Annotated in this window: 21 protein-coding genes; 16 read left to right on the top strand and 5 right to left on the bottom strand. The window is 68.3% G+C overall.

The window, feature by feature from the left end; all coding sequences use genetic code 11:
* Positions 1 to 70: 70 nt before the first annotated feature.
* A complete protein-coding gene (locus ABIB14_RS11795) occupies positions 71 to 871 on the bottom strand; it encodes an IclR family transcriptional regulator (protein ID WP_354236067.1) in 801 nt (266 codons plus the stop codon).
* A gap of 176 nt (positions 872 to 1,047) precedes the next feature.
* Here ABIB14_RS11795 and ABIB14_RS11800 point away from each other — a divergent pair, with 176 nt between their 5' ends.
* The 6 genes from ABIB14_RS11800 to ABIB14_RS11825 all read left to right on the top strand — a co-directional run bounded on the left by ABIB14_RS11800 (position 1,048) and on the right by ABIB14_RS11825 (position 6,929).
* Positions 1,048 to 1,863: a maleate cis-trans isomerase family protein gene (locus ABIB14_RS11800; protein ID WP_354236068.1), complete on the top strand. Its 816-nt coding sequence runs from the start codon at positions 1,048 to 1,050 to the stop codon at positions 1,861 to 1,863.
* Between the two features lie 59 nt (positions 1,864 to 1,922).
* Positions 1,923 to 3,245: an MFS transporter gene (locus tag ABIB14_RS11805; RefSeq protein ID WP_354236069.1), complete on the top strand. Its 1,323-nt coding sequence runs from the start codon at positions 1,923 to 1,925 to the stop codon at positions 3,243 to 3,245.
* The gene (locus ABIB14_RS11810; protein WP_354236070.1) at positions 3,242 to 4,519 is read left to right on the top strand and encodes a CaiB/BaiF CoA transferase family protein; all 1,278 of its coding nucleotides are present in this window, start codon (positions 3,242 to 3,244) and stop codon (positions 4,517 to 4,519) included. The genes ABIB14_RS11805 and ABIB14_RS11810 overlap by 4 nt, the downstream gene beginning before the upstream one ends.
* Positions 4,516 to 5,289 carry an enoyl-CoA hydratase/isomerase family protein gene (locus ABIB14_RS11815; protein ID WP_354236071.1) on the top strand — a complete coding sequence of 258 codons (774 nt, stop codon included), beginning with the start codon at positions 4,516 to 4,518 and terminating at the stop codon, positions 5,287 to 5,289. Before ABIB14_RS11810 ends, ABIB14_RS11815 begins: the two co-directional genes overlap by 4 nt.
* Positions 5,290 to 5,411: 122 nt before the next feature.
* Positions 5,412 to 6,032 carry a hypothetical protein gene (locus ABIB14_RS11820; RefSeq protein ID WP_354236072.1) on the top strand — a complete coding sequence of 207 codons (621 nt, stop codon included), beginning with the start codon at positions 5,412 to 5,414 and terminating at the stop codon, positions 6,030 to 6,032.
* Between the two features lie 210 nt (positions 6,033 to 6,242).
* Positions 6,243 to 6,929, top strand: coding sequence for a YcnI family copper-binding membrane protein (locus tag ABIB14_RS11825; protein ID WP_354236130.1), 687 nt, complete (start codon positions 6,243 to 6,245; stop codon positions 6,927 to 6,929).
* A gap of 107 nt (positions 6,930 to 7,036) precedes the next feature.
* On the opposite strand, the gene ABIB14_RS11830 is transcribed toward ABIB14_RS11825, so the two are convergent.
* Positions 7,037 to 7,303 carry a hypothetical protein gene (locus ABIB14_RS11830; protein ID WP_354236134.1) on the bottom strand — a complete coding sequence of 89 codons (267 nt, stop codon included), beginning with the start codon at positions 7,301 to 7,303 and terminating at the stop codon, positions 7,037 to 7,039.
* Here ABIB14_RS11830 and ABIB14_RS11835 point away from each other — a divergent pair.
* From ABIB14_RS11835 to ABIB14_RS11845, 3 genes are read left to right on the top strand one after another with little or no spacing between them, the layout of a single operon-like run.
* A complete protein-coding gene (locus tag ABIB14_RS11835; RefSeq protein WP_354236131.1) occupies positions 7,296 to 7,709 on the top strand; it encodes a DUF4232 domain-containing protein in 414 nt (137 codons plus the stop codon). The genes ABIB14_RS11830 and ABIB14_RS11835 overlap by 8 nt on opposite strands.
* Positions 7,710 to 7,766: 57 nt before the next feature.
* Positions 7,767 to 12,761: a DNA glycosylase AlkZ-like family protein gene (locus ABIB14_RS11840; protein ID WP_354236073.1), complete on the top strand. Its 4,995-nt coding sequence runs from the start codon at positions 7,767 to 7,769 to the stop codon at positions 12,759 to 12,761.
* On the top strand, positions 12,754 to 13,590 hold the full coding sequence (locus tag ABIB14_RS11845) for a DNA-formamidopyrimidine glycosylase family protein (protein ID WP_354236074.1): 837 nt from the start codon (positions 12,754 to 12,756) through the stop codon (positions 13,588 to 13,590). The genes ABIB14_RS11840 and ABIB14_RS11845 overlap by 8 nt, the downstream gene beginning before the upstream one ends.
* 49 nt (positions 13,591 to 13,639) lie before the next feature.
* Here ABIB14_RS11845 and yczE read toward each other — a convergent pair whose 3' ends face one another.
* Entirely contained in the window at positions 13,640 to 14,272 is a 633-nt protein-coding gene (gene yczE, locus ABIB14_RS11850; protein ID WP_354236075.1) for a membrane protein YczE, read from the bottom strand.
* 60 nt (positions 14,273 to 14,332) lie between these two features.
* Between yczE and yczR the strand changes: the two genes are divergently transcribed.
* From yczR to ABIB14_RS11865, 3 genes are all read left to right on the top strand, one after another.
* Positions 14,333 to 15,853: a MocR-like transcription factor YczR gene (gene yczR / locus ABIB14_RS11855; protein ID WP_354236076.1), complete on the top strand. Its 1,521-nt coding sequence runs from the start codon at positions 14,333 to 14,335 to the stop codon at positions 15,851 to 15,853.
* A 212-nt stretch (positions 15,854 to 16,065) separates the two neighbouring features.
* Positions 16,066 to 17,004, top strand: coding sequence for an RluA family pseudouridine synthase (locus ABIB14_RS11860; RefSeq protein WP_354236132.1), 939 nt, complete (start codon positions 16,066 to 16,068; stop codon positions 17,002 to 17,004).
* Positions 17,005 to 17,060: 56 nt separating this feature from the next.
* Positions 17,061 to 17,684, top strand: a complete 624-nt coding sequence (locus ABIB14_RS11865; protein ID WP_354236077.1) for a DedA family protein — start codon at positions 17,061 to 17,063, stop codon at positions 17,682 to 17,684.
* Here ABIB14_RS11865 and ABIB14_RS11870 read toward each other — a convergent pair.
* Both ABIB14_RS11870 and nicT read right to left on the bottom strand, forming a co-directional pair.
* Positions 17,681 to 17,986: a hypothetical protein gene (locus tag ABIB14_RS11870; protein WP_354236078.1), complete on the bottom strand. Its 306-nt coding sequence runs from the start codon at positions 17,984 to 17,986 to the stop codon at positions 17,681 to 17,683. The genes ABIB14_RS11865 and ABIB14_RS11870 overlap by 4 nt on opposite strands.
* 42 nt (positions 17,987 to 18,028) lie before the next feature.
* Positions 18,029 to 19,162 (bottom strand): Nickel transporter NicT, encoded by a 1,134-nt coding sequence (gene nicT, locus ABIB14_RS11875; RefSeq protein ID WP_354236079.1) that lies wholly within the window; start codon positions 19,160 to 19,162, stop codon positions 18,029 to 18,031.
* 136 nt (positions 19,163 to 19,298) lie between these two features.
* Between nicT and ABIB14_RS11880 the strand changes: the two genes are divergently transcribed.
* The 4 genes from ABIB14_RS11880 to ABIB14_RS11895 are packed head-to-tail and all read left to right on the top strand — an operon-like array spanning position 19,299 to position 23,374.
* A complete protein-coding gene (locus tag ABIB14_RS11880; protein ID WP_354236080.1) occupies positions 19,299 to 19,628 on the top strand; it encodes a hydrogenase maturation nickel metallochaperone HypA/HybF in 330 nt (109 codons plus the stop codon).
* Between the two features lie 3 nt (positions 19,629 to 19,631).
* Complete coding sequence (hypB, locus tag ABIB14_RS11885; protein WP_502909654.1) at positions 19,632 to 20,474, top strand: hydrogenase nickel incorporation protein HypB; 843 nt, start codon at positions 19,632 to 19,634, stop codon at positions 20,472 to 20,474.
* A gap of 21 nt (positions 20,475 to 20,495) precedes the next feature.
* Positions 20,496 to 21,554 (top strand): NADH-quinone oxidoreductase subunit B family protein, encoded by a 1,059-nt coding sequence (locus tag ABIB14_RS11890; protein WP_354236082.1) that lies wholly within the window; start codon positions 20,496 to 20,498, stop codon positions 21,552 to 21,554.
* Between the two features lie 26 nt (positions 21,555 to 21,580).
* Complete coding sequence (locus ABIB14_RS11895; protein WP_354236083.1) at positions 21,581 to 23,374, top strand: nickel-dependent hydrogenase large subunit; 1,794 nt, start codon at positions 21,581 to 21,583, stop codon at positions 23,372 to 23,374.
* Positions 23,375 to 23,376: the final 2 nt, after the last annotated feature.

A 23,376-nucleotide genomic window follows, 5' to 3' on the forward strand; every position in this document is an offset into this window, starting at 1 on the left:
AGCAGCGAGGCCCCTGCTTCCCTTTATTTAGAGGGAAGCGGGGGCCTTTGCCTTTTAACCCGGCTGCTTCTTACTTCTGCTCCGGGTCCCGGTACCCGAGGGCGGCACTGGCCGCCTTGCCGGCTGCGGCGACCATCGGGCCGAGCCGCGGGACTTCGTCGCTGCTGACCCGCTGGATCGGGAAACCCAGACCCAGGACCGCTGCGAGCTCGCCGTCGTACCGGAACACGGGCGCGCTGATCGACCCGACGTCGCTGTTTCGTTCACCGAAAGCGGCGAAAAATCCTTGTTGTTTGGCCAGCTCCGCCTGCTCGTCCAGCCGTGCCCAGCTGACCGGAGTGGACGGCGTGAATCGGGTGAGGTCGGTCCCGAGCAGGGACTCCCGGGCCCCGGGATCGAACGCGAGGAAGATCTTCCCCGGCGCGCCGGCGTGGATCGGCATGACCTGACCCACCAGGAACGGGCGCATGACCACGTGCCGCGTTTCCGCCACGGCCACCACTGTGCGAAACGCGCCGTCGCGCATGTACAGGCAGGCGGTTTCCCCCGTGGCGTCCCGGAGCTCGTGAAGGACGGGCCGGACCAGCCGCACCACATCCAGGCCCAGCGTGCCGGACGCTGCCCATTGAACCAACCTGAGGCCGATCCGGTAGCGGTCCCCGTCACGGTCCAGGAATCCTTCGTGCACCATGTTCTGGACCAGCCGCTGGCACGTGCTGGCAGGCAATCCGGTGGTGCGGGCGATCTGCTGGAGCGTCGGCTCAGGCGACTCGATGGAGAAGCAGTTAAGGATTTCGCTGACCTTGCGCAACACGAGGATCGGCGTTGACCTGGAGCCTTGTTCTTTAGCTACCGCACTGCCGCCTGCCACCTGCCACCGCTTTCCTCATCGAGTGTCCATCCTAACCAGCCACGGCCCCGCTCAAATGACGTGAGCGTTGACACATCAAGAATAAACCCGCACTATGGGTTTCGAAACCACAATGTGGGTTAGATGGCGTCGGCTACGGCAGGTGGACACGGATCTAGCCAGATATGGAAGTGACAATGACAGCGTTTGAACCCCACGGCGCCTACCAGACAGCCCGAAACGGGAAGGACAGGTCAAGGATCGGACTGATCGTTCCCAGCTCCAATACGACGATGGAAACCGAGCTTCCGGAGATGTTCCGCCGGCAGTCCGAAGCGACCGGGCACGCCTACACATTCCACTCCGCCAGGGCGGCCTTGAAAAGCGTGACCCCTGAAGAACTGGCGGCCATGATCTCTCAAGCGGGTGAGTGCGCCGCTGCGGTCTCTGATGCCGACGTGGACATCATTGCCTATGCGTGCCTGGTGGCGGTGATGGCCCAGGGGCCGGGAGCGCATGAAGGCTCCGAGGAGGTTATCGCCGCGGCGGCCGCCGGGAACGGGCATCCCGCTCCCGTCACGAGCAGCGCCGGCGCGCTGGTCCGGACCCTGCAGGCAATGGGTGCACGCAAAGTTGCCATGGTCACCCCGTATCTGCCCGAACTGACCAAAATGGTCGCCGACTACATCGAAGGCGCGGGGATCGAGGTGCAGGACGTGATCAGCCTTGAAGTGGCGGATAACCTGGAGGTCGGCCGCTTGGATGCGGCCCAGCTGCCTTCCATAGCCGAACGCCTGGACCGGACCGGTATTGACGCGCTGGTGCTTTCGGCCTGCGTTCAGATGCCCTCCCTGGCAGCCGTCCAGGAAGTGGAAGATGCGCTCGGGGTCCCCGTCGTCACGGCGGCCACGGCCACAACCTACGAAATCCTCCGGGCCCTCGGCCACGAGCCGGCCATCCCCGGGGCCGGACGGCTGCTTTCCGGCCTGATGGCGGCCGTCGACACGGCTTAACCGGCAATAAACGAATCCAACCCGGGCAGCACGCCCACCCCCGTCATAACAATGGAGTGATGATGAAAGTCCAGGAAGTAACCCGCGCGCAGGCCGTACGGCGTGCCACGATCGCAAGCGTCGTCGGTACCACGATCGAGTGGTACGACTTTTTCCTCTATGGCACGGCCGCGGCGCTGGTGTTCCCGCAGCTGTTCTTTCCCGGCCAGAACGCCTTCGCTGGCGTCCTGGCGGCGTTCGCCACCCAGTTCGTCGGCTTCGTAGCCCGCCCTGTCGGGGCGGCCATCTTCGGGCATTTCGGTGACCGGATCGGCCGCAAGACGACCCTTATGGCGACGCTGTTCCTGATGGCTTTCGGTACCGTGCTGATCGGATTTTTGCCGACCTACCAAAGCATCGGCATCGCAGCGCCGATCCTTCTCGTGCTGCTGCGCATCATCCAGGGGATCGGCGTCGGCGGCGAGTGGGGCGGCTCGGTCCTGCTGAGCATGGAGTGGGGCCAGCAGAAGCGCCGCGGACTCTCCGCCAGCTGGCCGCAGATGGGAGTGCCGCTCGGGCTGGTCCTCTCCACCGGTGTCGTCCGCATCACCTCCGGCATGACCGGCACCGAAGGTTTCGCCGCCTATGGCTGGCGGATCCCGTTCATCCTCAGCATCCTGCTGATCGGTGTTGGCCTCTTCGTCCGGATGCGCGTCGTCGAAAGCCCGGAATTCGAGGCTGTCCGCAAGGCCAACAAGGTGGTCAAGAACCCCCTGATCGAGGTCTTCAAGCGCCAGCCCAAGCAGGTCCTGCTGACAGCCCTGGTCCGTACCTCGGAGCAGGCGCCGTTCTACCTCTTCATCACCTTCGTCCTCACCTACGCAGTCAAACAGCTCAAGCTCAACAGCAACTCGATCCTGGACGACACCCTCATCGCCGCCGCGTTGGGCCTGATCAGCATCCCGCTTTTCGGCACGCTCTCGGACAGGTTCGGCCGACGCCGCGTCTACGGCATCGGCATTGTCCTGACCGCCGCCTTCGCCTTCCCCTACTTCGGCCTGCTCAACACCGGCAACGCGCTGCTCGTGGGGCTCGCCATCATCCTCAGCCTGATGCTCCACGATATTCAGTACGGGCCACAGGCAGCCCTGATCGCTGAGAGTTTCGACGCCGATATCCGCTATACCGGGGCAGGCATGGGCTATCAGCTGGCCAGCGTCATCGCCGGCGGCCCTGCCCCGCTCATCGCGGCTGCCCTGCTGCAGGCCACCGGAAACTCCACTGCGATCTCCGTGTACATCATCATCTGCTGTGCCGTCAGCATGCTCGCGTTGATCTTCCTTCCGAAACTCTCCAAGTCGCTCGCTGACACCACGTCGGCGCCCGTGGCGGAGATGGCATGACCTTTCACAGCACAGAAGTGATCGATGACTCGTTCCAAGCCGGCAACTTATGTGCAACTGATGTGTCCGCCAGCGCGGCCGGTCCCGGCACAGCGCTGGGTGATCTGCTGGTACTGGACCTTACGCGCATCCTCTCCGGCCCCTTCGCTACCATGACCCTTGCCGATCTCGGTGCCGATGTCATCAAGGTTGAACAGCCCGGGACCGGTGACGACACCCGGCAGTGGGGGCCACCGTTCCAGGGCGATGAGGCCGCGTACTTCCTGTCGGTCAACCGGAACAAGCGCAGCCTCGCAGTGGACCTCAAGACGGCGGAGGGCCTGCAGATCGTCCAGGACCTCGCGCGCCGGGCTGACGTCGTCGTCGAGAACTTCAGGCCGGGAACGGCCGCCCGGCTAGGAGTGGGGTACGAAGACCTGGCGCGGGAGAACCCCGGACTCGTCTACGCCTCGATCAGCGGCTACGGCCAGACCGGCCCCGACGCCGAGCGGGCCGGGTACGACGCCATCGCCCAGGCCCGCAGCGGCATCATGAGTGTCACCGGCGAAGCGGACGGCCCTCCGGTGAGGGTGGGCGTGAGCAGCGCCGATCTGGTGGCCGGCATGTGGGCCACGATCGGCATCCTCGCGGCCCTTCACGAGAAACAGCGGACCGGGGCCGGCCAGTGGGTCGACATCAGCCTGCTGGACGGCTCAGTTTCGTGGCTGACATACGTGTCGAGCGGCTACTTTGCCAGCGGGGAAATCCCCAAGCGCTACGGATCGGCCCACCCGACCATCGCCCCTTACCAGGCCTTCCCCACCGCGGACGGATTCGTCATGGTGGCAGTCGGAAATGACAGCCTCTGGCGAAAGTACGCCGCCGCCATCGGCCGCCAGGACCTGGCCGAGGACGAACGCTTTGCCAGCAACCCGTCCCGGGTGGCCTGGCGGGAAACGCTGATTCCGCTTCTGGAGCAGGTCATGCGCACCCGGACCACCGCCGAATGGGTGGCTGTCCTGGATGCGGCGGGCGTCCCGGTGGGGCCGATCCAGACCGTGGACCAGGCCTTGCGTGATCCGCAGGTCCTTGCCCGGAATATGGTCTCCGAGCTCGTGCACCCGACCGCGGGCCCCATGAAAGTGGTGGGCTGCCCCGTCCGGCTGACGAGGACGCCACCGTCCGTCCGGACGGCCCCGCCAATGCTGGGCCAGGAAACGGACGAAATACTCGGCGAGCTGGGATTCAATGCGGACCGGATCCGGGCGTTGCACATGAACGGGGCGGTCCAGTGACGACCGCCGCGGAGCAAAGACTTGACCTTCCGCCCGCAACCGCAACCGGACGGGTCGCCGTCCTGGAGGTGGGCAGCGGTGAACGCTTCAATGCGCTCAGCTCCCTCCAATGGCGTGCGCTTGAAATCTCGGCACGCGACCTGGCGGCGGATCCGTCAGTCCGGGCGGTCATCATCCGCGGCAACGGGGACACCTTCTGCTCGGGCTCAGACCTGCGGGAGTGGCAGGACGCCACAGGCGCTGATGTTTCCGACGCCTTTGCTGCTATCGAGGGGGCATTGCAGGCCGTCGAGGCCATCCCCGCTCCCACGGTGGCCCTGGTCCAGGGCATCGCCGCGGGTGCCGGCTGCCAGCTGGCCCTGGCGTGTGATCTTCAGGTCCTCGATGCATCGGCGCAGATCGGCATGCCCATCGCCCGGCTGGGCATGCTCATTCCGCCGACCTTCGCCAACCGTTTGTCGTTGCGTATCGGTCCGTCCCGGAGCAAGGATCTTCTCTACGGCGGAAGGCTGCTCACCGCCACGGAGGCCCTGACGATCGGGCTGGTGAGCACGGTTGTGCCCGCCGGAGGCGCCCCCGGGGAAGTGGCAGAGCTGACCGGGCGGTGGAGCGCAATGTCGCAGGCGTCCCTGCGGGCGTCCAAGGCAGCAGTGAACCAAGGTCTTGCTCCGCTGGATGATCCGGCCCGCGAACTGCCCCAAGGGCCCGCAGCGGATCCCCAGGAGTTTTTCCGCCGGGTAAATCAATTCCTGCGCCACAAGATGAGCTAGGACCCCGGCGACGTCGTTTCCGCGGGGGGGACGGGAAGGCCCCGGTATAATCGGGGGACAGCCCGCCGCCGTCCACGGCCGGCGGGCCCCACGATCACCGCCGCTGCCGAAAGGAGTGTTCCGTGCGCACCGGCCACGCCCGGAATCCTTTCCATTCGCTCCGTTCGGCCATGGTCGCCACGACGATCGTGACCCTGGCGGCGGCCGCCCATGTTGTGGCCGGCGGCCGGCTTCCCGCCCCCGCCATCCTGCTCGCGTTCCTGGCCCTCTCCGGCCTGGTTTCCACCGCGGCCACCCGGCTGAAACTGAACCTTGCCGCGATGACCGGGCTGCTCGGAGCCGGGCAAGTGGTGCTGCACGAGGCGTTCTCCGCTTTCGGCGTGACCGTGAGCCCTACCGGCGGAGTAGCCGCTCCGGCGCACCACACGGGCCTGATCCCGATTGCCGTCCCGGCGGACCATCTCCGGCTGCACGAGCTGGATTCCGCCCTCGGGGTGGCGATGTTTGCCGGCCACGCGCTGGCAACGCTCGTGTGTGCCGTGCTCTTGGCCGGGGGCGAGGACGCGCTCTGGCAGCTCGCCGCGTGGCTTCGCCCGCTGGTCCAGCTCCCGGCCGCGGCGCCGCCGCGTCCTGTCCGTGCGCGTGTGCTCCTGCCGAGGTCCGCCGCTCCCTTGCCGCTGCCCTGGCGCAACCTCCGGCGCGATTGCCGCCGCGGGCCGCCCGCCGCCGTCGTCCCTTCCTAACCTTTCTTCCGGCCGCGGCCGGAAGCCCAAGACAACACTGCCCATTGGGCACAGCGGAGGGCAGCTCTGCCGCGTCTCCCCCGTTTCCGCGCGCCGCCTCAAAGCCGCGTGCACGCCTGAAAGGCACTCGTTGTGACCATCACCCAGCACAAATCCACCCTCCACCGCGCCCTGTCCGCCGCCGCCGTCGCCGCCGGCACCGCCGCCCTGATGCTTGCCGGCCTCAGCGGTGCCTCCGCGCACGTCGGTGTGTCGCCGGACAAAACCTCCGCCAACTCGTCCGCCCTGCTGACCTTCGCCATCCCGCACGGCTGCGAGCAATCCAGCACCACAAAGCTGACCATCACGCTGCCGTCTGAGCTCAACGATGCGCAGCCCACCGTGAACCCCAACTGGACCGCGGCCAAGGTCACGGAGCAGTTCCCCGAGCCGAAGAAGCTGGCCGACGGCTCCGCTATCACCAAGCGGACCAGCCAGATCGTCTACACCGCCAAGGCGCCGCTGAGCCCGGAGTTCCGCGATGTGTTGGTGCTTTCGGTCAAGCTGCCGGATGCGGCGGGCAAGACCCTGTACTTCCCGACCCTGCAGACGTGTGAAGCCGGCCAGGTCGACTGGTCGCAGATTCCGGCCGCGGGGCAGGACGCACATTCGCTGCAGTCCCCGGCGCCGTCCGTCATGGTGACGGAGGCCGTTGCCGGCACGGACGTACACGGCGCCCACGCGGCCGCTGTTTTGGGAACGGCCGCGGACACGGCGTCGGGCACGGCGCAGGCGTCCGCGGCGAACGACGACGGCGGCCAGGCCCGCAGCTGGGCGGGCCTGGTCGCCGGCGTAGGCGGCCTTATCCTGGGCGGCCTCGCGCTGCTCCGAAGCCGCAAGTCCGCTCCCGCCAAGTAGCCCGCAATTGATGCCCGGAAATTACAATCCGGGCATCAATCCGGGTCCGCCGTCGTTGCGTCGTTGACTAAGCCAACCGCGGAACATAAAGGTTGAGCCATGAGGCCTCAGCAGATGAAACACAGACTGGTAATTACTTCGGTGACGGCGGCCGCGGCGGCTGCGCTTCTGCTCAGCGGCTGCGGTCCCAGCCAGAGCGCCGCGACCGCCGCGTCGCCCACGTCGCCGTCGCCGTCGCCGTCGTCGCCGTCGTCGCCGTCGTCGGCCCCGTCGTCGGCCCCGGCGACCCCGTCCGGTTCCGCCAGCCCCACCCAGACGGCGTCAGCCGGCGCTCCCCCCTCGTCCGCGGCCGCGGCCGGGCCTGTCCTGTGCAAGGCCGCCAACCTCGCCGCCGCCCTCGACTCGACCGGCGGCGGAGCGGCCGGCAGTGTCTACATGAAGCTGATCCTCACGAACACCGGCGCCGAACCGTGCCTGCTGAAGGGTTTCGCCGGGGTGTCCCTCACGGCCGGCGCCGCTGGAGATCCGATCGGTGCCGCGGCCACGCGCGACGATTCCACGCCGGTCGCGGACGTGCTGCTGGCCCCCGGTAAGGCCGGAAGTGCGACCCTGCGCTACACGCAGGCCGGCAACTACCAGGACTGCGCCCGCACCGCGGCGGCGGGCTTCCGGGTCTACCCGCCGGAGGACACGGCGTCGCTGTTCCTCGCCGACCCCAAGGACGCCTGCACCCAGCCGGGCATCAATCTGCTGACCATCGGGGCCTTCGCGGCGGTCTAACCCGCATGCCTTAAGGCACCGACAGGAACTGTCGGCGCCTTAAGGCATGATGGAGGAATGAAGGGGCAGGAGCGCGCCGGCGGCACACTTGCGGCCCAGGCCACGGACCGGTTCAGCCGGCCGACCCGGGAGTGGTTCCAGGGCGCCTTTTCCGCACCCACCCCTGCGCAGAACGGCGCTTGGAACGCCATTTCCTCCGGTGCGCACGCCCTCGTGGTGGCCCCCACCGGCTCCGGCAAGACCCTGGCCGCCTTCCTATGGGCCCTGGACCGGCTCCTGGTCTCGGGCCCGTCGGAGCCCGAGGTGCTGCCCGGCCAGGCTGCCGCATCCGGCAAAGCCGTCCGGAGCAAGGCGCCGAAGCGGAAAACCCGCGTCCTGTACATCTCCCCGCTCAAGGCGCTGGGCGTCGACGTCGAACGCAACCTCCGGGCCCCGCTGATCGGCATCACCCAGACCGCCAGGCGCCTGAACCTGCCCGCTCCGTTGATCAGCGTGGGCGTCCGCTCCGGGGACACGACGGCGGCGGACCGTCGTTCGCTGCTGAGCCACCCGCCGGACATTCTGATCACCACGCCGGAATCCCTGTTCCTGATGCTCACCTCCAAGGCGCGGGAGACCCTGGACGAGGTGGACACGATCATCGTGGACGAGGTCCACGCCGTCGCCGGCACCAAGCGTGGCGCGCACCTGGCCGTCTCGCTGGAGCGCCTCGATGCCCTGCTGCCCAAGCCGGCCCAGCGGATCGGGCTCTCGGCCACGGTGGAGCCGAAGGAACTCGTGGCGCAGTTCCTGGCCGGGTCCGCGCCCGTGGAGATCGTGGCGCCTCCGTCGAAAAAAACCTGGGACCTGACAGTTTCCGTGCCGGTGGAGGATATGTCCGATCTTCAGGGCGCTGCGGGGGCCTTCGATTCGGGGCCCGCCTCGGGTCTGCAGCCGCACGCGTCCATCTGGCCGCATGTCGAGGAGAAAATCGTCGACCTGGTGCTGGCCAACCAGTCGACGATCGTCTTCGCGAACTCCCGCCGGCTGGCCGAACGGCTCACCGCCCGGCTCAACGAGATCTACGCCGAACGGCAGCTGGTAGCGGAGGGCGGAGGCTGGGAGGAGTCCGGCGGCACGGCTGCCGACCCCGGTGGCGCCTTAGCGACGACGGGCGCACCGGCGCACCTGATGGCCCAGGCCGGCAGCACCGCCGGCGCCGACCCCCTGCTGGCCCGGGCGCACCACGGATCCGTCTCCAAAGACCAACGCGCCCTGATCGAGGACGACCTGAAGTCCGGCCGGCTGCGCTGCGTCGTGGCCACCTCCTCGCTGGAGCTGGGCATCGACATGGGCGCCGTGGACCTCGTGGTGCAGGTCGAGTCGCCGCCCTCGGTGGCCAGCGGGCTGCAGCGGGTGGGCCGCGCCGGCCACCAGGTCGGGGAGATCTCCCAAGGCGTGCTCTTCCCGAAGCACCGGGCGGACCTGGTGCACACGGCGATCACCGTCGAACGGATGCTGGACGGCAAGATTGAGCGGCTCAGCGTCCCGGCCAACCCGCTGGACATCCTCGCCCAGCAGACCGTCGCCGCAACCGCGCTCGAGGCCATCGACGTGGAGGAATGGTTCGCCACGGTACGCCGTTCCGCTCCCTTCGCCTCGCTCCCCCGCTCCGCGTTCGAGGCGACCCTGGACCTGCTGGCCGGGCGGTACCCCTCGGACGAATTCGCCGAACTGCGGCCCCGGATTATCTGGGACCGCAACGCCGGCACCATCGAGGGGCGCCCCGGCGCACAGCGGCTGGCCGTCACCTCCGGCGGCACCATCCCGGACCGCGGGTTGTTCGGGGTGTTCATCATCGGCACCGAGGTGGAGGGCACCGGCTCTTCCGCTGGTTCCGCATCCGGTGGTTCCGGGTCCGGTGGCACCGGGGACGGCGACGGCAAGGCCGCGGGCCGGGCGTCGACCGCCAAGGGCGGCCGACGGGTCGGCGAACTCGACGAGGAAATGGTGTACGAATCCCGTGTCGGCGACGTCTTCGCCCTCGGCGCTACCAGCTGGAAGATCGAGGACATCACACACGACCGCGTCCTGGTGTCCCCCGCGTTCGGCCAGCCCGGCAAGCTCCCGTTCTGGAAGGGCGACTCGCTGGGCCGTCCGGTGGACCTGGGCCGCGCACTCGGCGCGTTCATGCGCGAACTCTCGGCGTCCGACGTCGGACCGGCCGCCGAGCGCTGCAAGGCCAGCGGCCTCGACGATTTCGCCGCCAACAACCTGATCCAGTACCTCGCCGAACAGAAGCTCGCCACCGAAGTGGTTCCCAGCGACACGACGCTCGTGGTGGAACGGTTCCATGACGAGCTCGGTGACTGGCGGGTGGTGCTGCACAGCCCCTTCGGCATGCCGGTGCACGCGCCGTGGGCTCTGGCCGTCGGCCAGCGGCTGCACCAGCGGTACGGGATGGACGGCTCCGCGATGGCCGCCGACGACGGCATTGTGCTGCGCGTGCCAATGATGGAGGACGAGCCGCCCGGAGCCGAGCTGTTCCTGTTTGAGCCCGCGGAGCTCGAACAGATTGTGACCGCGGAGGTCGGCGGCAGCGCACTGTTCGCCTCCCGCTTCCGGGAGTGCGCCGCCCGGGCCCTGCTCCTGCCCCGGCAGACCCCCGGGAAACGCCAACCGCTGTGGCAGCAGCGTCAGCGCTCGGCCCAGTTGCTGGACGTCGCCCGGAAGTATCCGACGTTCCCGATCGTGCTCGAAACCGTGCGCGAGTGCCTGCAGGATGTCTACGATCTTCCGGCACTGAAGGACATCGCCGCCTCGATCGAGCGGCGCGAGCTGCGGATCCTGCAGACCACCACGCAGCAGCCCTCACCCTTTGCCAAGTCCCTGCTGTTCGGCTACGTCGCGCAGTTCCTTTACGAAGGTGATTCGCCGCTGGCCGAACGCCGGGCCGCCGCGCTGGCGCTGGACTCGACCCTGCTCAACGAGCTGCTGGGCCGGGTGGAGCTGCGCGAACTGCTCGACGCGAAGGTCATCGAGGCCACCGAACGTGAACTGCAGCGCCTCGCGCCGGACCGGAAAATGCGCGGGCTCGAGGGGGTGGCCGACCTGCTCCGGCTATTGGGCCCGCTCACCCCGGACGAAGTCGGCGCCCGGCTCCAGACCGAAACCCCGCCGGTCGAAGCCGTTGCCCTCAGCGCCGATCCCGGCGAGGCCACGGCCCACCTGGCCCTGTTGCAGCGGGCCAACCGGGCGATCAAGGTCAACATCGGCGGCGTCGAGCGCTTCGCCGCGGTGGAGGACGCCGCCAGGTTGCGCGACGCCCTCGGCGTCCCGCTGCCGATGGGCGTGCCGCTGGCGTTCATCGAACCCGTCGCGGACCCGCTGGGCGACCTGGTCTCGCGCTACGCCCGGACCCATGGGCCCTTCACCGCCGCCGAGGCCGCCGCCCGGCTGGGACTCGGCGTCGCCGTCGTCGGCACGGCGTTGAAGCGGTTGGCCGCGGACGGTCGCGCCGTCGAGGGCGAGTTCCGGCCCCACGTTGCCCCGCCGGAGGATGCGTCAACAGCAGCGGGCGAAGCCGATGGCGCGACGGCTACGCCCCCTCTCCTTCCGCCTCTGGCCGGTTCCAGCGAATGGTGCGACGCCGAGGTGCTCCGCAAGCTGCGCCGTCGTTCGCTGGCCGCGCTGCGCGCCGAGGTCGAGCCCGTAGACGGTTCCGCGTACGGGCGGTTCCTGCCGGCCTGGCAGAACGTGCGCACCCCCGGCGGCCGCGGGCAGTCGGCGCTGCGCGGGCTGGACGGCATCATAACCGCCGTTGACCAGCTTTCCGGCTTACCGATCCCGGCATCGGCCTGGGAACCGCTGGTGCTGGCCGGCCGCGTGTCCAACTACCAGCCGGCGATGCTCGACGAGCTGATGGCCGCCGGCGAGGTCCTCTGGTCCGGGGCCGGCTCGCTGCCCGGCAACGACGGCTGGGTGAGCCTGCACCTCGCCGACTCCGCCGAGCTGACGCTAAACCCCGACCTGGACTTCGTGCCCGGCGACGCGCAGCAGCGGCTCCTGGACCATCTGCAGAACAACGGCGGCGGCTACTTCTTCCGGCAACTGACCGAGATCGCCGGCGGCATGGACTCGGTGCTCAGCGACCGGGACGTCGTGTCCGCGCTCTGGGACCTGGCCTGGGCGGGCCGGGTCACCGGCGACACCTTCGCCCCGGTCCGGGCCCTCATTGCCGGCGGCCACACGGCGCACCGGCAAGTCGGCCGCGCGCCGCGGGCCCGTGCGCCCCGGCTCAGCCGGTTGGGCCGCGCCCACGGAACCGGGCTGCTCGGATCGCCCGGGCTCACCGGCGGCCGCTACGGCTCCGGGACCGGCACCGCTCCCACGCCTCCGCTGGCCGCGGGGCGGTGGTCCGCGCTGCCCGCCGCCGAACTCGATCCCACCATCCACGCCCGCGCCACGGCGGAGCTCCTGTTGGACCGGTACGGCGTGGTCACCCGGGGGTCGGTCATGGCGGAAAACATCCTGGGCGGCTTCGGCCTCATGTACAAGGTGCTGGCCCGGCTCGAGGAGGCCGGACGCTGCCGGCGCGGCTATTTCATCGAACACCTCGGCGCGGCCCAGTTCGCGGTGCCCGCCACGGTGGACCGGCTGCGGTCCTACGTCGAGGACGCCCAGGTGCACCAGCCTGAGCCCGTCGCCCTGGCCCTCGCCGCGACCGACCCGGCCAACCCCTACGGCGCCGCGCTGGCGTGGCCGGCCCTGGACGTGGAGGCCGGCACCGGCCACCGCCCCGGCCGGAAAGCGGGCGCCCTCGTGGTGTTGGTCGACGGCGCGCTCATCCTGTATGTGGAACGCGGCGGCAAGACTCTGCTGGCGTTCAGCACCGACGCCGGGATCCTGGCCGCTGCCGGCGCCGCCCTGGTGGGTGTGGTGGCGCGCGGCGCGGTCGACAAGCTGATCATGGAAAAGGTCAACGGCCACGGCATCCTGGACACGCCGGTCGCCGCAGCCCTGGCCCACGCAGGCGCCTACTCCACGCCGAAAGGATTGAGGATCCGTGCCTGAGGGCGATTCCGTCTTCCGCGCCGCCGCGCAACTGCACGCCGCGCTGGCCGGCCAAGAGTTGCTCGCCTCGGACTTCCGGGTGCCCCGCTTCGCCACCCTCAAACTGGGCGGCTGGACCGTCCAGGAGGTGGTTCCCCGCGGCAAGCACCTGTTAATGCGGTTGGCGGGCCCGGCGCCGAAGGACAGGCTGACCATCCACTCGCACTTGAAGATGGAGGGGACCTGGCAGGTCTATCCGCCGGGCGGGCGCTGGCGCAAGCCCGGCTTCACAGCCCGCTGCGTGCTGCGTACGGCATCCGCGGACGCCGTCGGGTTCTCCCTGGGGTTGCTGGAAGTGATCCCTACCGCCGAGGAGCGCGCCGTAGTGGGCCACCTCGGCCCGGACCTGCTCGGCCCGGACTGGGACACGGCCGAAGCCGAACGCCGCCTGCTCGCGGCGCCCGGGGTGCCGATCGGCGTCGCCCTGCTGGACCAGCGCAACCTGGCCGGCATCGGCAATATCTACCGCTGCGAGGCGTGCTTCCTGTCCGGCGTCCACCCCGCGTCGCCGGTTTCGGCGGTTCCCGACCTGGCGGCGATGATCACCGACGCGAAGGTCCTGCTGACCGCCAACCTCGGTCCGGGCCGCCGGATCACGGTGCTGAACGCGCGCGGGCTCCCGGTGGGCAGGACCGCGGGGCGGCCGGCGTACTGGGTTTACCGGCGCGAGCACCAGCCCTGCCTCAAATGCGGCACCCCCATCCGCCGGGGGGTCCTTGCCAAGGACACCGGCGCCGAGGAGCGGGACATCTACTACTGTCCGAAATGCCAGCCACCATCCGGGAGGTAGATCTCCGGATCCAGGATGCGGCGCGGAGCCTGCAGCGCGGGTCAGAGTCCTAGGATGCGGCGATGGACGGATCGGCTGCTACCGCCGGGGACTCGGGCCGCTTCGGCTCCGGCACGGTGAACCGCGGCAGCAGGAGCTGCACCAGCGGGCCGATCGCCAGTGCGTAGAGCACGGTCCCGACGCCCACCGAGCCGCCCAGCAGCCAGCCGGCCGCCAGCACCACCACCTCGATCCCGGTCCGCGCCCGCCGTACCGTCCACCCGGTGCGCAGTGCCAGCCCGGTCATCAGCCCGTCCCGCGCCCCGGGTCCGAGGCGGGCGCCGATGTATAAGGCCGAGGCCACCGCGTTGAGTAGGACAGCTGCGACCAGGAGTGCGATCTGGCTGCCCAGGTGCGAGAACTGCGGGATCAGCGCCAGTCCGACGTCGGCAAACACTCCCACGAGCACGGCGTTGCAGAGGGTGCCGATCCCGGGCCACTGCCGCAGCGGAATCCAGAGCAGGAGCACCAGGAAGCTGACCCCGATCAGCACTGTGCCAAGGCTTAGCCCGGTCCTGCCCGCCAGACCCTGATGAAGGACATCCCACGGCGCGGTCCCGAGACTGGCGCGGATGAACATGGCCAGCGACAGCCCGTACAGGGCAAGGCCGATTAGCAGCTGGAGGAGTCTGCGCGTCATCATGACCTCATCTTCCCCGAAAACTGGCCTTGCAATCCATAGCCAGTTTGAAATACTGGCTTTATGCCCGGGTCCCTGAATCCCAGCTCGCTAACCCGCCTGCTTGGCGCCTGGAACGTCGGCACGGCGCCCGCCTACCGCGAATTGGCCGACGTCGTGCGCCTGCTTATCCTCGACGGCCGCCTCGCCCTCGATGTCGCGCTGCCCAGCGAGCGGTCGCTGGCCGTGGCCCTTAACATCAGCCGCACCACCGTAACCGCCGCCTACGCCCTGCTCCGCGAACAGGACTTCCTGAGCGGGGGCCAGGGCAGCAGGAGCCGCAGCCGCATCCCCAGCCGCGGCCTAGCCCATGCCGGCGGGACCGACGACGGCCCGCGGCTCAGCGGGGCTCCCGGGCTGGCGGTTCCGGACGGGATCCTCGACCTGGCTTATGCCTCGCTGCCCGCGAGCGGCGAAGTGGTACACCGGGCGTTTGCCGCCGCGCTGACGGAGTTGCCGGCGCTGCTGCCCGGTTTCGGCTACGACGCCCTCGGCGTGGGGGCGCTTCGGGCGGCGATCGCGGCCCGCTACACCGCAGCCGGGGTGCCGACCAACGCGGGGCAGATCCTGGTCACCTCCGGCGCGCAGCACGCCCTGACCATCGTATTGCGGACCCTCGCCGGCCGGCCAGGCAAGGTGCTCGTGGAGCATCCGAGCTACCCGAACGCGCTCGACGCCATCCGGGCCGCAGGCTGCCGGCCGGTGACGGTGGCCATGCCCGCGGCACCCCGCGGCGGTGCGGCGGGCTGGGATCTTGACGTCGGCGGTCCTGGCGGTTGGGATCTCGCGGCCATGGAGTCGGTGCTGTTACAGCAGCGGCCCGCGATGGCGTACGTGGTGCCGGACTTCCATAACCCGACCGGCCGGTTGATGCCGGATTCACAGCGGCGCCGCCTGGTAGCGGCGGCCGCGGCGGCGGGCACCGTGTTGGTGGTGGACGAGACGTTGCGGGAGCTGGACCTCGACGGCGCCTGTTCCACTCCGCTGGCCGCGTTCAGCGGCGCCGTCGTGTCGATCGGGTCGCTCAGCAAGTCGCACTGGGCGGGGCTGCGGACCGGCTGGATCCGGGCCAGCGAGCCTCTGATCCAGCGATTCGCTGCGGCCCGCAGCACCCTGGACCTCGGCGGTCCGGTGGTGGAGCAGCTCGCCGCGGTGCACCTCGTCAACGACCTGGCAGAGCCGCTCCCCGCGCGGCTCGCAACGCTCCGCGAGAACCGGAGCACCCTGCTGGATTTGGTCCACGGTCACCTCCCGGGCTGGGAGCCGGAACGGCCCGCCGGCGGCCTGTCCGTCTGGTGCCGGCTTCCGGCCCCGGTCAGCACCGCCCTTGCGGTGCTCGCCCCCGATTTCGGCATCCGGCTCGCCGCGGGGCCCCGGTTCGGCGTCGGCGGCGCCTTCGAGCAGTACCTGCGACTGCCGTTCACCCTGCCGCCGGAGCAGCTCGAGACCGCGGTCCTCGCCCTGCGCGCGGCACAAGCGCGGCTGGACGGCGCTCCGCAGCTGCGCCGGAGCCTTCCGGCCCAGCCTGCCGCTGCCATCGCCTGATCGGCCGCTCCGCACCCGGGCCGTGCCGTTTCGTTTCGTTTCGGGCCGTTTCGACGGTTCCCTGCCGATTCGACGCTTGGAATCCTCGACCGGGCACGGAACCGTCGAAACGGCGGGCGGGACGTGGACGCGGGGCAGCCTCGCTCGGGGCGGCCTTGCTCGGGGCGGCCTCGCGGGCGGGCATCGGGGCCGCCAAGTAGAATGGGGCGGTGATGCAATCCCCCCTGCCCGTGCGCGACGGCGTGAACGCCACCCGCCTCCGGCTTCCGGACGAGGGGCCATGGGACACCGCGATGGACTACATGATGCACCGCTGGGGCCACATCGACCCGCAGGGCATCGAGGACCGCTTCGACGCCGGCGAGATCGTGGGCGAGGCCGGCATCCCGCTGGACCGCACCACCCCGCTGCAGCGCCACACCTTCATCTGGTACTACCGCTCGCTGCCGCCGGAGATTCGGCTCCCGGTGGAACTGAATATCCTGCACCAGGACGAGCACCTCCTGGTGGTCGACAAACCGCACTTCCTGCCCACCACCCCCGGCGGCACCTATATCCAGGAATCGGCCCTGGTGCGGCTCCGGAATCAGCTCCGGTTGCCGGACCTGATCCCGATGCACCGGCTGGACCGCATGACGGCCGGCATCTTGCTCCTTTCCACGAACCCCGCGACGCGCGGCAAGTACCAGGTGCTTTTCGAGAAACGCCAGGTCCGGAAGGAGTACGAGTGCGTGTCCGCGGCGGAGCCCGCCCCGGGGTACCCCGCCGTCGACTTCCCCGTGGTGGTGCGGAACCGGATGACCAAGTCCCGCAGCTACCTGCTCGCCGAGGTCATTGAGGGCGAACCGAACGCCGAGACCCGGATCGAGCGGCTGCGCACCTTGGGCTGCGCGGCTGACGGCGCCGCGCCCCGCCGCGCGTTGTACCGGCTGGAGCCGCATTCCGGGAAGACACACCAGCTCCGCGTGCACATGGCCTCGCTGGGTCTCGGGATTGTGAACGACGCGTTTTATCCCGAGCTGCTGGACAAGGCGCCGGACGACTATGCCAAGCCGCTCCAGCTCCTGGCCCGCGGCATCCGCTTCGTGGACCCCATCTCAGGCCAGCCGGTGGAGTACCGCAGCAGGCTTGAGCTTTCCGTAGCCCGTTAGCGTAGCGCGTGCCGGCCCGGCGGCCGGCATCGCCTCAGATGGGGTAACTTGTGCCCATGGACCTGGCCAATGCGGACACCTGGGGATCCGCGATCTACTTCTGGATCGTCCCTGCGGTCATCGCCGACGCCATCTTCCCCCCGGTCCCCTCCGAAATGCTGGTCATCACCGGCGGCGCGCTGTCGGCCGACGGCCGCGCCAACGTGTTCCTGGTGGCCGTCCTCGCCGCCCTGGCGTCCTGGCTCGGCGACCTCATGGTCTTCCAGCTGTTCAAGCGACGCCTCAGCCATGTGCTGGACCGGTGGAGCTGGGGCCGGAGATTCCACAGCGGGGTGCACCTGGCCATCGCCAAGGCCGGCCGGTCCTCCACCTACGGTGCCATCATCGGGATCCGCTTCATCCCCGGCGGCCGGCTGGCCGCCACGGCCGCGGCAGGGATCGCCAACGTGTCCACCCGCGGGTTTAGCTTCTGCGCAGCCCTGGGCGGCGCACTGTGGGCGGCCTGGTCCGTGGGCCTGGGGTACGTCACGGGCTCGGCCACCCGGCTGCCGTTCTGGGCGAGCTCGTTGATCGGCGTCGTCCTCGGCCTGGCGATCGGCGCCGTCGTCGGCGTCATCGTCACCCGCCGCCGCGGCAGCCCCTCCCCCGTGGACGATCCGGACGAGGAACTGGACTTCTAAATGGGCGCCCAGCGGCCGCCGTTGCGGCGCAGCACGGTCAGGTTCCCGGTCACCGCGACGCGTTCGACGGCGTCGCGCATCATGGCGGCAGACGTCAGCGCCTGGTTGTTCTCGGCAGAGTAGGCGGTGGCGTCCACCAGGAAGCGCAAGTTCAGTTGCGGCACGCCGCCGGCGAGCTCCAACTGGTTGGACTCCACATGGTGACGCGTCTCGAGGGCCTCCACGGCAGCGGCCATCACGGCTTCCGGCTGGTTGCCCGGCTTCAGCCCGGTGATCTTGAGTCTGGTCTGGAACGACGGCATAGGCTCAAGCCTAAATGCATCAGCTGCCGCCGGCCGCCCTGCTCAACTTCCGCTGCCTGCATCCGGGTTGCCGGTCCGGACCGACCACCGTTCCTCGATGCGACCGAACTTCCACACCCCCAGAGCCAGCACCCAGGTGCCGAGGAACAGGCCGACGATTGTGTAGCCCACGGAACCCAGGTCAATACGGCCGACGGCGGACAACGGGCCTGTGCTGATCCCGGCGCGTTCCACGAGGATGGAGATCAGCTCCACCGAGCCGATCCCGAGCGCGACGGCCACCGACAGCCCGGTGATGACAATGTTGTAGTAAATCCGGCGGACGGGCCGGGAAACAGCCCAGCCGTAAGCGAAGTTCATCAGGCAACCGTCCAGGGAATCGAGCAGGCTCATCCCCGCGGCGAAGATAATCGGCAGCGTCATGATTGCGTACCAGGGCAGTGCGGATGCCGCTGCACCCCCTGCCAATATCAGGAGGCTGACCTCGGTGGCGGTGTCAAAGCCCAGGCCGAACAGCAATCCCACGCCGTACACGTGCCAGGGGCGGGTCACCAGGCGGGTCACCCGTCCGAACATCCGGTACATCAGACCCTGCGGCGGCGCCTGCGCGGCCAAGTCCTCGCCGCCGCCTTCACTTTTCCGCATTCGCACAACGGACGTGACGATGCCCCGCAGGACAATCAGGTTCAGGACGCCAATGCACACCAAGAAAAGTCCGGAGACGATCGTGCCCACAAGACCTAAGAAAGAATGGAGTTCCGATGCCCCGTCCACCGCCCGGTCTGCCAGGCTGCGGACGCCGGCCGCCAGCAGCGCGCAGAGGCCGAACACGATGCTGGAGTGGCCCAACGAGAACCAAAAACCCACGGACATGCTGCGTTTGCCCTCGGCGCGAAGTTTGCGCGTGATGTTGTCGATCGCGGCAATGTGGTCGGCATCGAACGCGTGACGCAGACCCAGCGTGTACGCGGCCACCCCCAGACCGACCCCGAAAACGCCCACCGAACCGACGGGCAGGTTGCGCGGGTCCGCCACCGCCGCCAGGACGCCCCAGCCAAGGACGTGAAGCGAAGCAACGCACACGGCCATCCCACCGACCGAGGCCCACTCCCGGTCCGAAAGGGCACTGCGCGCGCCGCGGATCCGGCCCGGGCGCGTAACCTCCGGTTGCTCCATGATCCAGCCTCGGGTTCCACTTGCGGTCCGACTGCCGTGTTGGCTTGGCCGCGTTAGCCGCAGTATACGCCCGGGTCACATCGGGTGGTTGTTTTTTATCCGGCTCACGCCTATCTTGGCAGAAAGGGGTGCCGCCATGCACGAACTCTCCATTACCCAGAGCCTCATCGAAACCGTCCTCGACCGAATCGGCGAGCGGAAAGTCACGGCGGTCAACGTGCGGGTGGGACCGCTTTCGGGTGTCCTTCCGGATGCCATGCGCTTCTGTTTTGACGTCGCCTCGGCGGGCACCCCGCTGGCAGGTGCGCGGCTGCTGATCGATGAACCGCGGGGCGTGGCCCGCTGCAGAAGTTGCCGCGACGAATTCGAGCTCACCGATCTGATCCTGTTGTGCCCCTGCGGGAGCGCCGACGTCGAAGTTCTCAGTGGCCGCGAACTCATGCTGATGTCGGTGGAGGTGGCCTAGCCCGTGTGTACAACGTGCGGATGCGGTGACGAGACGAACATCAGGGTCTCCATGCTTCAGGACCCAACAAGCGCCCTGCCCCCGGAGCACCCGCATCGTCACGACCACGACCATCCCCACGACCACCCGCACGAGCACGAGCACGAGCACCATCGTGAAACCATTCCGCTCGAGCAGAGCCTGCTTCAGAAGAACGAACTGCTCGCGGCGAGGAACCGGGGATGGCTGGAAGGCCGGGGAATCCGTGCGCTGAACGTCATGAGTTCCCCCGGCGCGGGCAAGACCACGCTCCTGGTCCGCACCCTCGCGGACCTGGGCGAACGGCTACGGGCCGCCGTCATCGAGGGCGACCAGGAGACCTCCCTCGACGCCGAGCGCATCCGCGCAGTGGGACGGCCCGCCATCCAGATCAACACCGGAGCGGGGTGCCATCTGGATGCGGACATGCTCAGGCGCGGGCTGGACGCGCTCGACCCGGAGACCGGATCCACGGTGTTCATCGAAAACGTGGGCAACCTGGTCTGCCCGGCGCTGTTTGACCTTGGCGAAGCGGCCAAAGTAGTCGTCGTTTCCGTAACGGAAGGTGATGATAAACCGCAGAAATACCCGCACATGTTCAGGGCAGCGGATCTGGTGGTGATCAACAAGTCGGACCTGCTCCCCTACGTTGAGTTCGACGTCGCCCGGTTCCAGCAAAGGGCCCGGCAGATCAATCCGCGCACCGATTTCCTGGTCCTGTCGGCCACCACCGGCGATGGCCTCACCGGCTGGTACGACTGGCTCGACGGAACCAGTTCCCGGTCATCCACTTTGACTGAATCTTTGACGGACACACTGAGCCCGTAAGGGCCTCCGAAAGAGGCAATGATGCCTACTGAAACTTCTCTGAAGGCCGAAGAAGCCCTCATCCACGTCTTGTGGATCAACGCGGGGCTCAGTTGCGACGGCGATTCCGTGGCCCTGACCGCGGCCACCCAGCCCAGTGTCGAGGAAATCGCCCTCGGCGCGTTGCCCGGCCTGCCGCGCATTGCCATGCATTGGCCACTGATCGACTTTGAGTGCGGCCCGCAAGAAGGGGCCGACGATTTCCTCGAGTGGTTCCGCAAGGCGGACCGCGGCGAACTTGAGCCGTTCGTCCTGGTGGTGGAGGGGTCCATCCCGAACGAGAAACTCCATGACCCCGGCGGCTACTGGTGCGGGTTCGGGAACGACCTCGAGACCGGCCAGCCCATCACCACCAGCGAATGGCTGGATCGTCTGGCTCCCAAAGCCACCGCCATCATTGCCGCCGGGACTTGCGCCACCTACGGCGGCATCCACGCAATGGCTGGAAACCCCACGGGGGCGATGGGAGTGCCGGATTACCTCGGCTACGACTGGAAATCGAAGGCGGGGATCCCCATCGTGTGCGTCCCGGGCTGCCCCATCCAGCCGGACAACCTCTCCGAAACAATGACCTACCTGCTCTATCAGGCCACCGGCCAGGCTCCAATGATTCCGCTGGACGATGCCCTTCGGCCCACCTGGCTTTTCGGCAAGACCGTCCACGAGGGATGTGACCGCGCCGGATACTACGAACAGGGTGACTTCGCTACCGAGTACGGGTCCCCGAAATGCATCGTCAAACTCGGATGCTGGGGCCCGGTGGTCAAGTGCAACGTGCCCAAGCGCGGCTGGATGAACGGCATCGGCGGTTGCCCGAACGTCGGCGGCATCTGCATCGGCTGCACCATGCCGGGGTTCCCGGACAAGTTCATGCCCTTCATGGATGAACCGCCGGGCGGCAAGCTTTCAACTAGCACCATCCGCCCGTACGGCGCAGCCATCAGGGCATTGCGTGGAATTACCACCCACACCCTGGACCAGGAGCCCAAGTGGCGCCGGCCCGGCACTGAGCTCCTCACCGGTGCCCGGCGCACCTGGTAAGCCCAACTTCCAGACAGGTGAAGCAGATGACCTCAACGATTCCAATGCCGTCCGGAAGCGGAACGGGCAACGACAACCTGGTGGAGATGGCGTGGGACCCGATCACGCGGATCGTCGGCAGCCTGGGCATCTACACCAAGATAGATTTCGCCAACAAGCAGGTGGTGGAGTGCAAGAGCACGTCCTCGATCTTCCGCGGCTACTCCATCTTTATGAAGGGCAAGGACCCCCGGGACGCCCACTTCATCACCAGCCGCATCTGCGGGATCTGCGGCGACAACCACGCCACTTGTTCCTGCTATGCGCAGAACATGGCCTACGGTGTGAAGCCGCCGAACCTGGGTGAGTGGATAGTGAACCTGGGCGAAGCGGCCGAGTACATGTTCGACCACAACATCTTCCAGGAAAACCTGGTAGGTGTGGACTACTGCGAAAGGATGGTCTCCGAGACCAACCCCGGCGTCCTGGCCAAGGCGGAAAACACCCGGGCGCCGCACGAGGGCGAGCACGGCTACCGGACCATCGCCGACATCATGCGCTCGCTGAATCCTTTCACCGGCGAATTTTACCGGGAGGCGCTGCAGGTCAGCCGGGCAACCCGCGAAATGTTCTGCCTCATGGAGGGGCGGCACGTGCACCCGTCCACGCTCTACCCGGGCGGGGTTGGCACGGTCGCCACCATCCAGCTGATGACCGACTACATCACCCGCCTCATGCGTTACGTGGAGTTCATGAAAAAGGTCGTCCCGATGCATGACGACCTTTTCGACTTCTTCTACGAGGCGCTTCCCGGTTACGAGCAGGTGGGGTTGCGGCGCACGCTGCTGGGCTGCTGGGGCTCGCTCCAGGATCCCGACTACTGCAACTTCGAATACAAGGATATGACCGAGTGGGGCCGGAAGATGTTCGTCACGCCGGGGGTGGTGGTGGACGGCAAACTGGTCACCACCGATCTGGTGAGGATCAACCTGGGCATCCGGATCATGCTCGGCTCCTCCTACTACGAGGACTGGGAAGACCAGGAGATGTTCGTTACCCATGATCCGGTGGGCAATCCCGTGGACCGCCGGCATCCCTGGAACCAGCACACCAATCCGCGGCCGCAAAAACGGGACCTCGCGGAAAAGTACAGCTGGGTCATGTCGCCGCGCTGGTTTGACGGCCAGGACAATCTGGCGCTGGACACCGGCGGCGGCCCGCTGGCCCGCCTCTGGGCAACGGCGCTCGCCGGACTGGTGGACATCGGCTACATCAAATCCACCGGCCGGAGCGTCCAGATCAACCTGCCCAAGACCGCGCTGAAGGGCCCCGTCACCTTCGAATGGAACATTCCGCAGTGGAGCAACACCCTCGAACGCAACCGGGCCCGGACTTACTTCCAGGCCTACGCTGCGGCCGCGGCGCTGCACTTCGCGGAAAAGGCCCTGGAGGAGATCCGGGCCGGCCGCACCAAGACCTGGGAATCCTTCGAAGTTCCGGACGAAGCCATCAGTTGCGGCTTCACCGAGGCGGTGCGGGGCGTCCTGTCCCACCACATGGTGATCCGCGACGGCAAGATCGCCAACTACCATCCCTATCCGCCAACCCCCTGGAACGCGAGCCCCACGGATTCGTCCGGGACCGCAGGCCCGTATGAGGACGCAGTGCAGGGACAGCCCATCTTCGAGGAGAACACCCGCGAGAACTTCAAGGGCATCGACATCATGCGCACCGTCCGCAGCTTTGACCCGTGCCTGCCGTGCGGCGTCCATATGTACCTGGGCAACGGCCAGACCCTCGAGAAGCTGCACTCCCCTACCCAGTCCCTGACCGGCGAGTAGGA

The sequence above is a fragment of the Arthrobacter sp. UYEF3 genome (assembly GCF_040546245.1).
Lineage (GTDB): Bacteria > Actinomycetota > Actinomycetes > Actinomycetales > Micrococcaceae > Arthrobacter.

What these genes read in the sequence shown, in the direction of transcription:
- ABIB14_RS11860 (WP_354236132.1), top strand. Translation starts at nt 16,066, where the DNA reads ATGCAATCCCCCCTGCCCGTGCGCGACGGCGTGAACGCCACCCGCCTC.
- ABIB14_RS11800 (WP_354236068.1), top strand. Translation starts at nt 1,048, where the DNA reads ATGACAGCGTTTGAACCCCACGGCGCCTACCAGACAGCCCGAAACGGG.
- ABIB14_RS11890 (WP_354236082.1), top strand. Translation starts at nt 20,496, where the DNA reads ATGCCTACTGAAACTTCTCTGAAGGCCGAAGAAGCCCTCATCCACGTC.
- yczR (WP_354236076.1), top strand. Translation starts at nt 14,333, where the DNA reads ATGCCCGGGTCCCTGAATCCCAGCTCGCTAACCCGCCTGCTTGGCGCC.
- ABIB14_RS11810 (WP_354236070.1), top strand. Translation starts at nt 3,242, where the DNA reads ATGACCTTTCACAGCACAGAAGTGATCGATGACTCGTTCCAAGCCGGC.
- ABIB14_RS11880 (WP_354236080.1), top strand. Translation starts at nt 19,299, where the DNA reads ATGCACGAACTCTCCATTACCCAGAGCCTCATCGAAACCGTCCTCGAC.
- nicT (WP_354236079.1), bottom strand. Translation starts at nt 19,162, where the DNA reads ATGGAGCAACCGGAGGTTACGCGCCCGGGCCGGATCCGCGGCGCGCGC.
- yczE (WP_354236075.1), bottom strand. Translation starts at nt 14,272, where the DNA reads ATGATGACGCGCAGACTCCTCCAGCTGCTAATCGGCCTTGCCCTGTAC.
- ABIB14_RS11865 (WP_354236077.1), top strand. Translation starts at nt 17,061, where the DNA reads ATGGACCTGGCCAATGCGGACACCTGGGGATCCGCGATCTACTTCTGG.
- ABIB14_RS11895 (WP_354236083.1), top strand. Translation starts at nt 21,581, where the DNA reads ATGACCTCAACGATTCCAATGCCGTCCGGAAGCGGAACGGGCAACGAC.
- ABIB14_RS11840 (WP_354236073.1), top strand. Translation starts at nt 7,767, where the DNA reads ATGAAGGGGCAGGAGCGCGCCGGCGGCACACTTGCGGCCCAGGCCACG.
- ABIB14_RS11805 (WP_354236069.1), top strand. Translation starts at nt 1,923, where the DNA reads ATGATGAAAGTCCAGGAAGTAACCCGCGCGCAGGCCGTACGGCGTGCC.
- ABIB14_RS11870 (WP_354236078.1), bottom strand. Translation starts at nt 17,986, where the DNA reads ATGCCGTCGTTCCAGACCAGACTCAAGATCACCGGGCTGAAGCCGGGC.
- ABIB14_RS11825 (WP_354236130.1), top strand. Translation starts at nt 6,243, where the DNA reads ATGCTTGCCGGCCTCAGCGGTGCCTCCGCGCACGTCGGTGTGTCGCCG.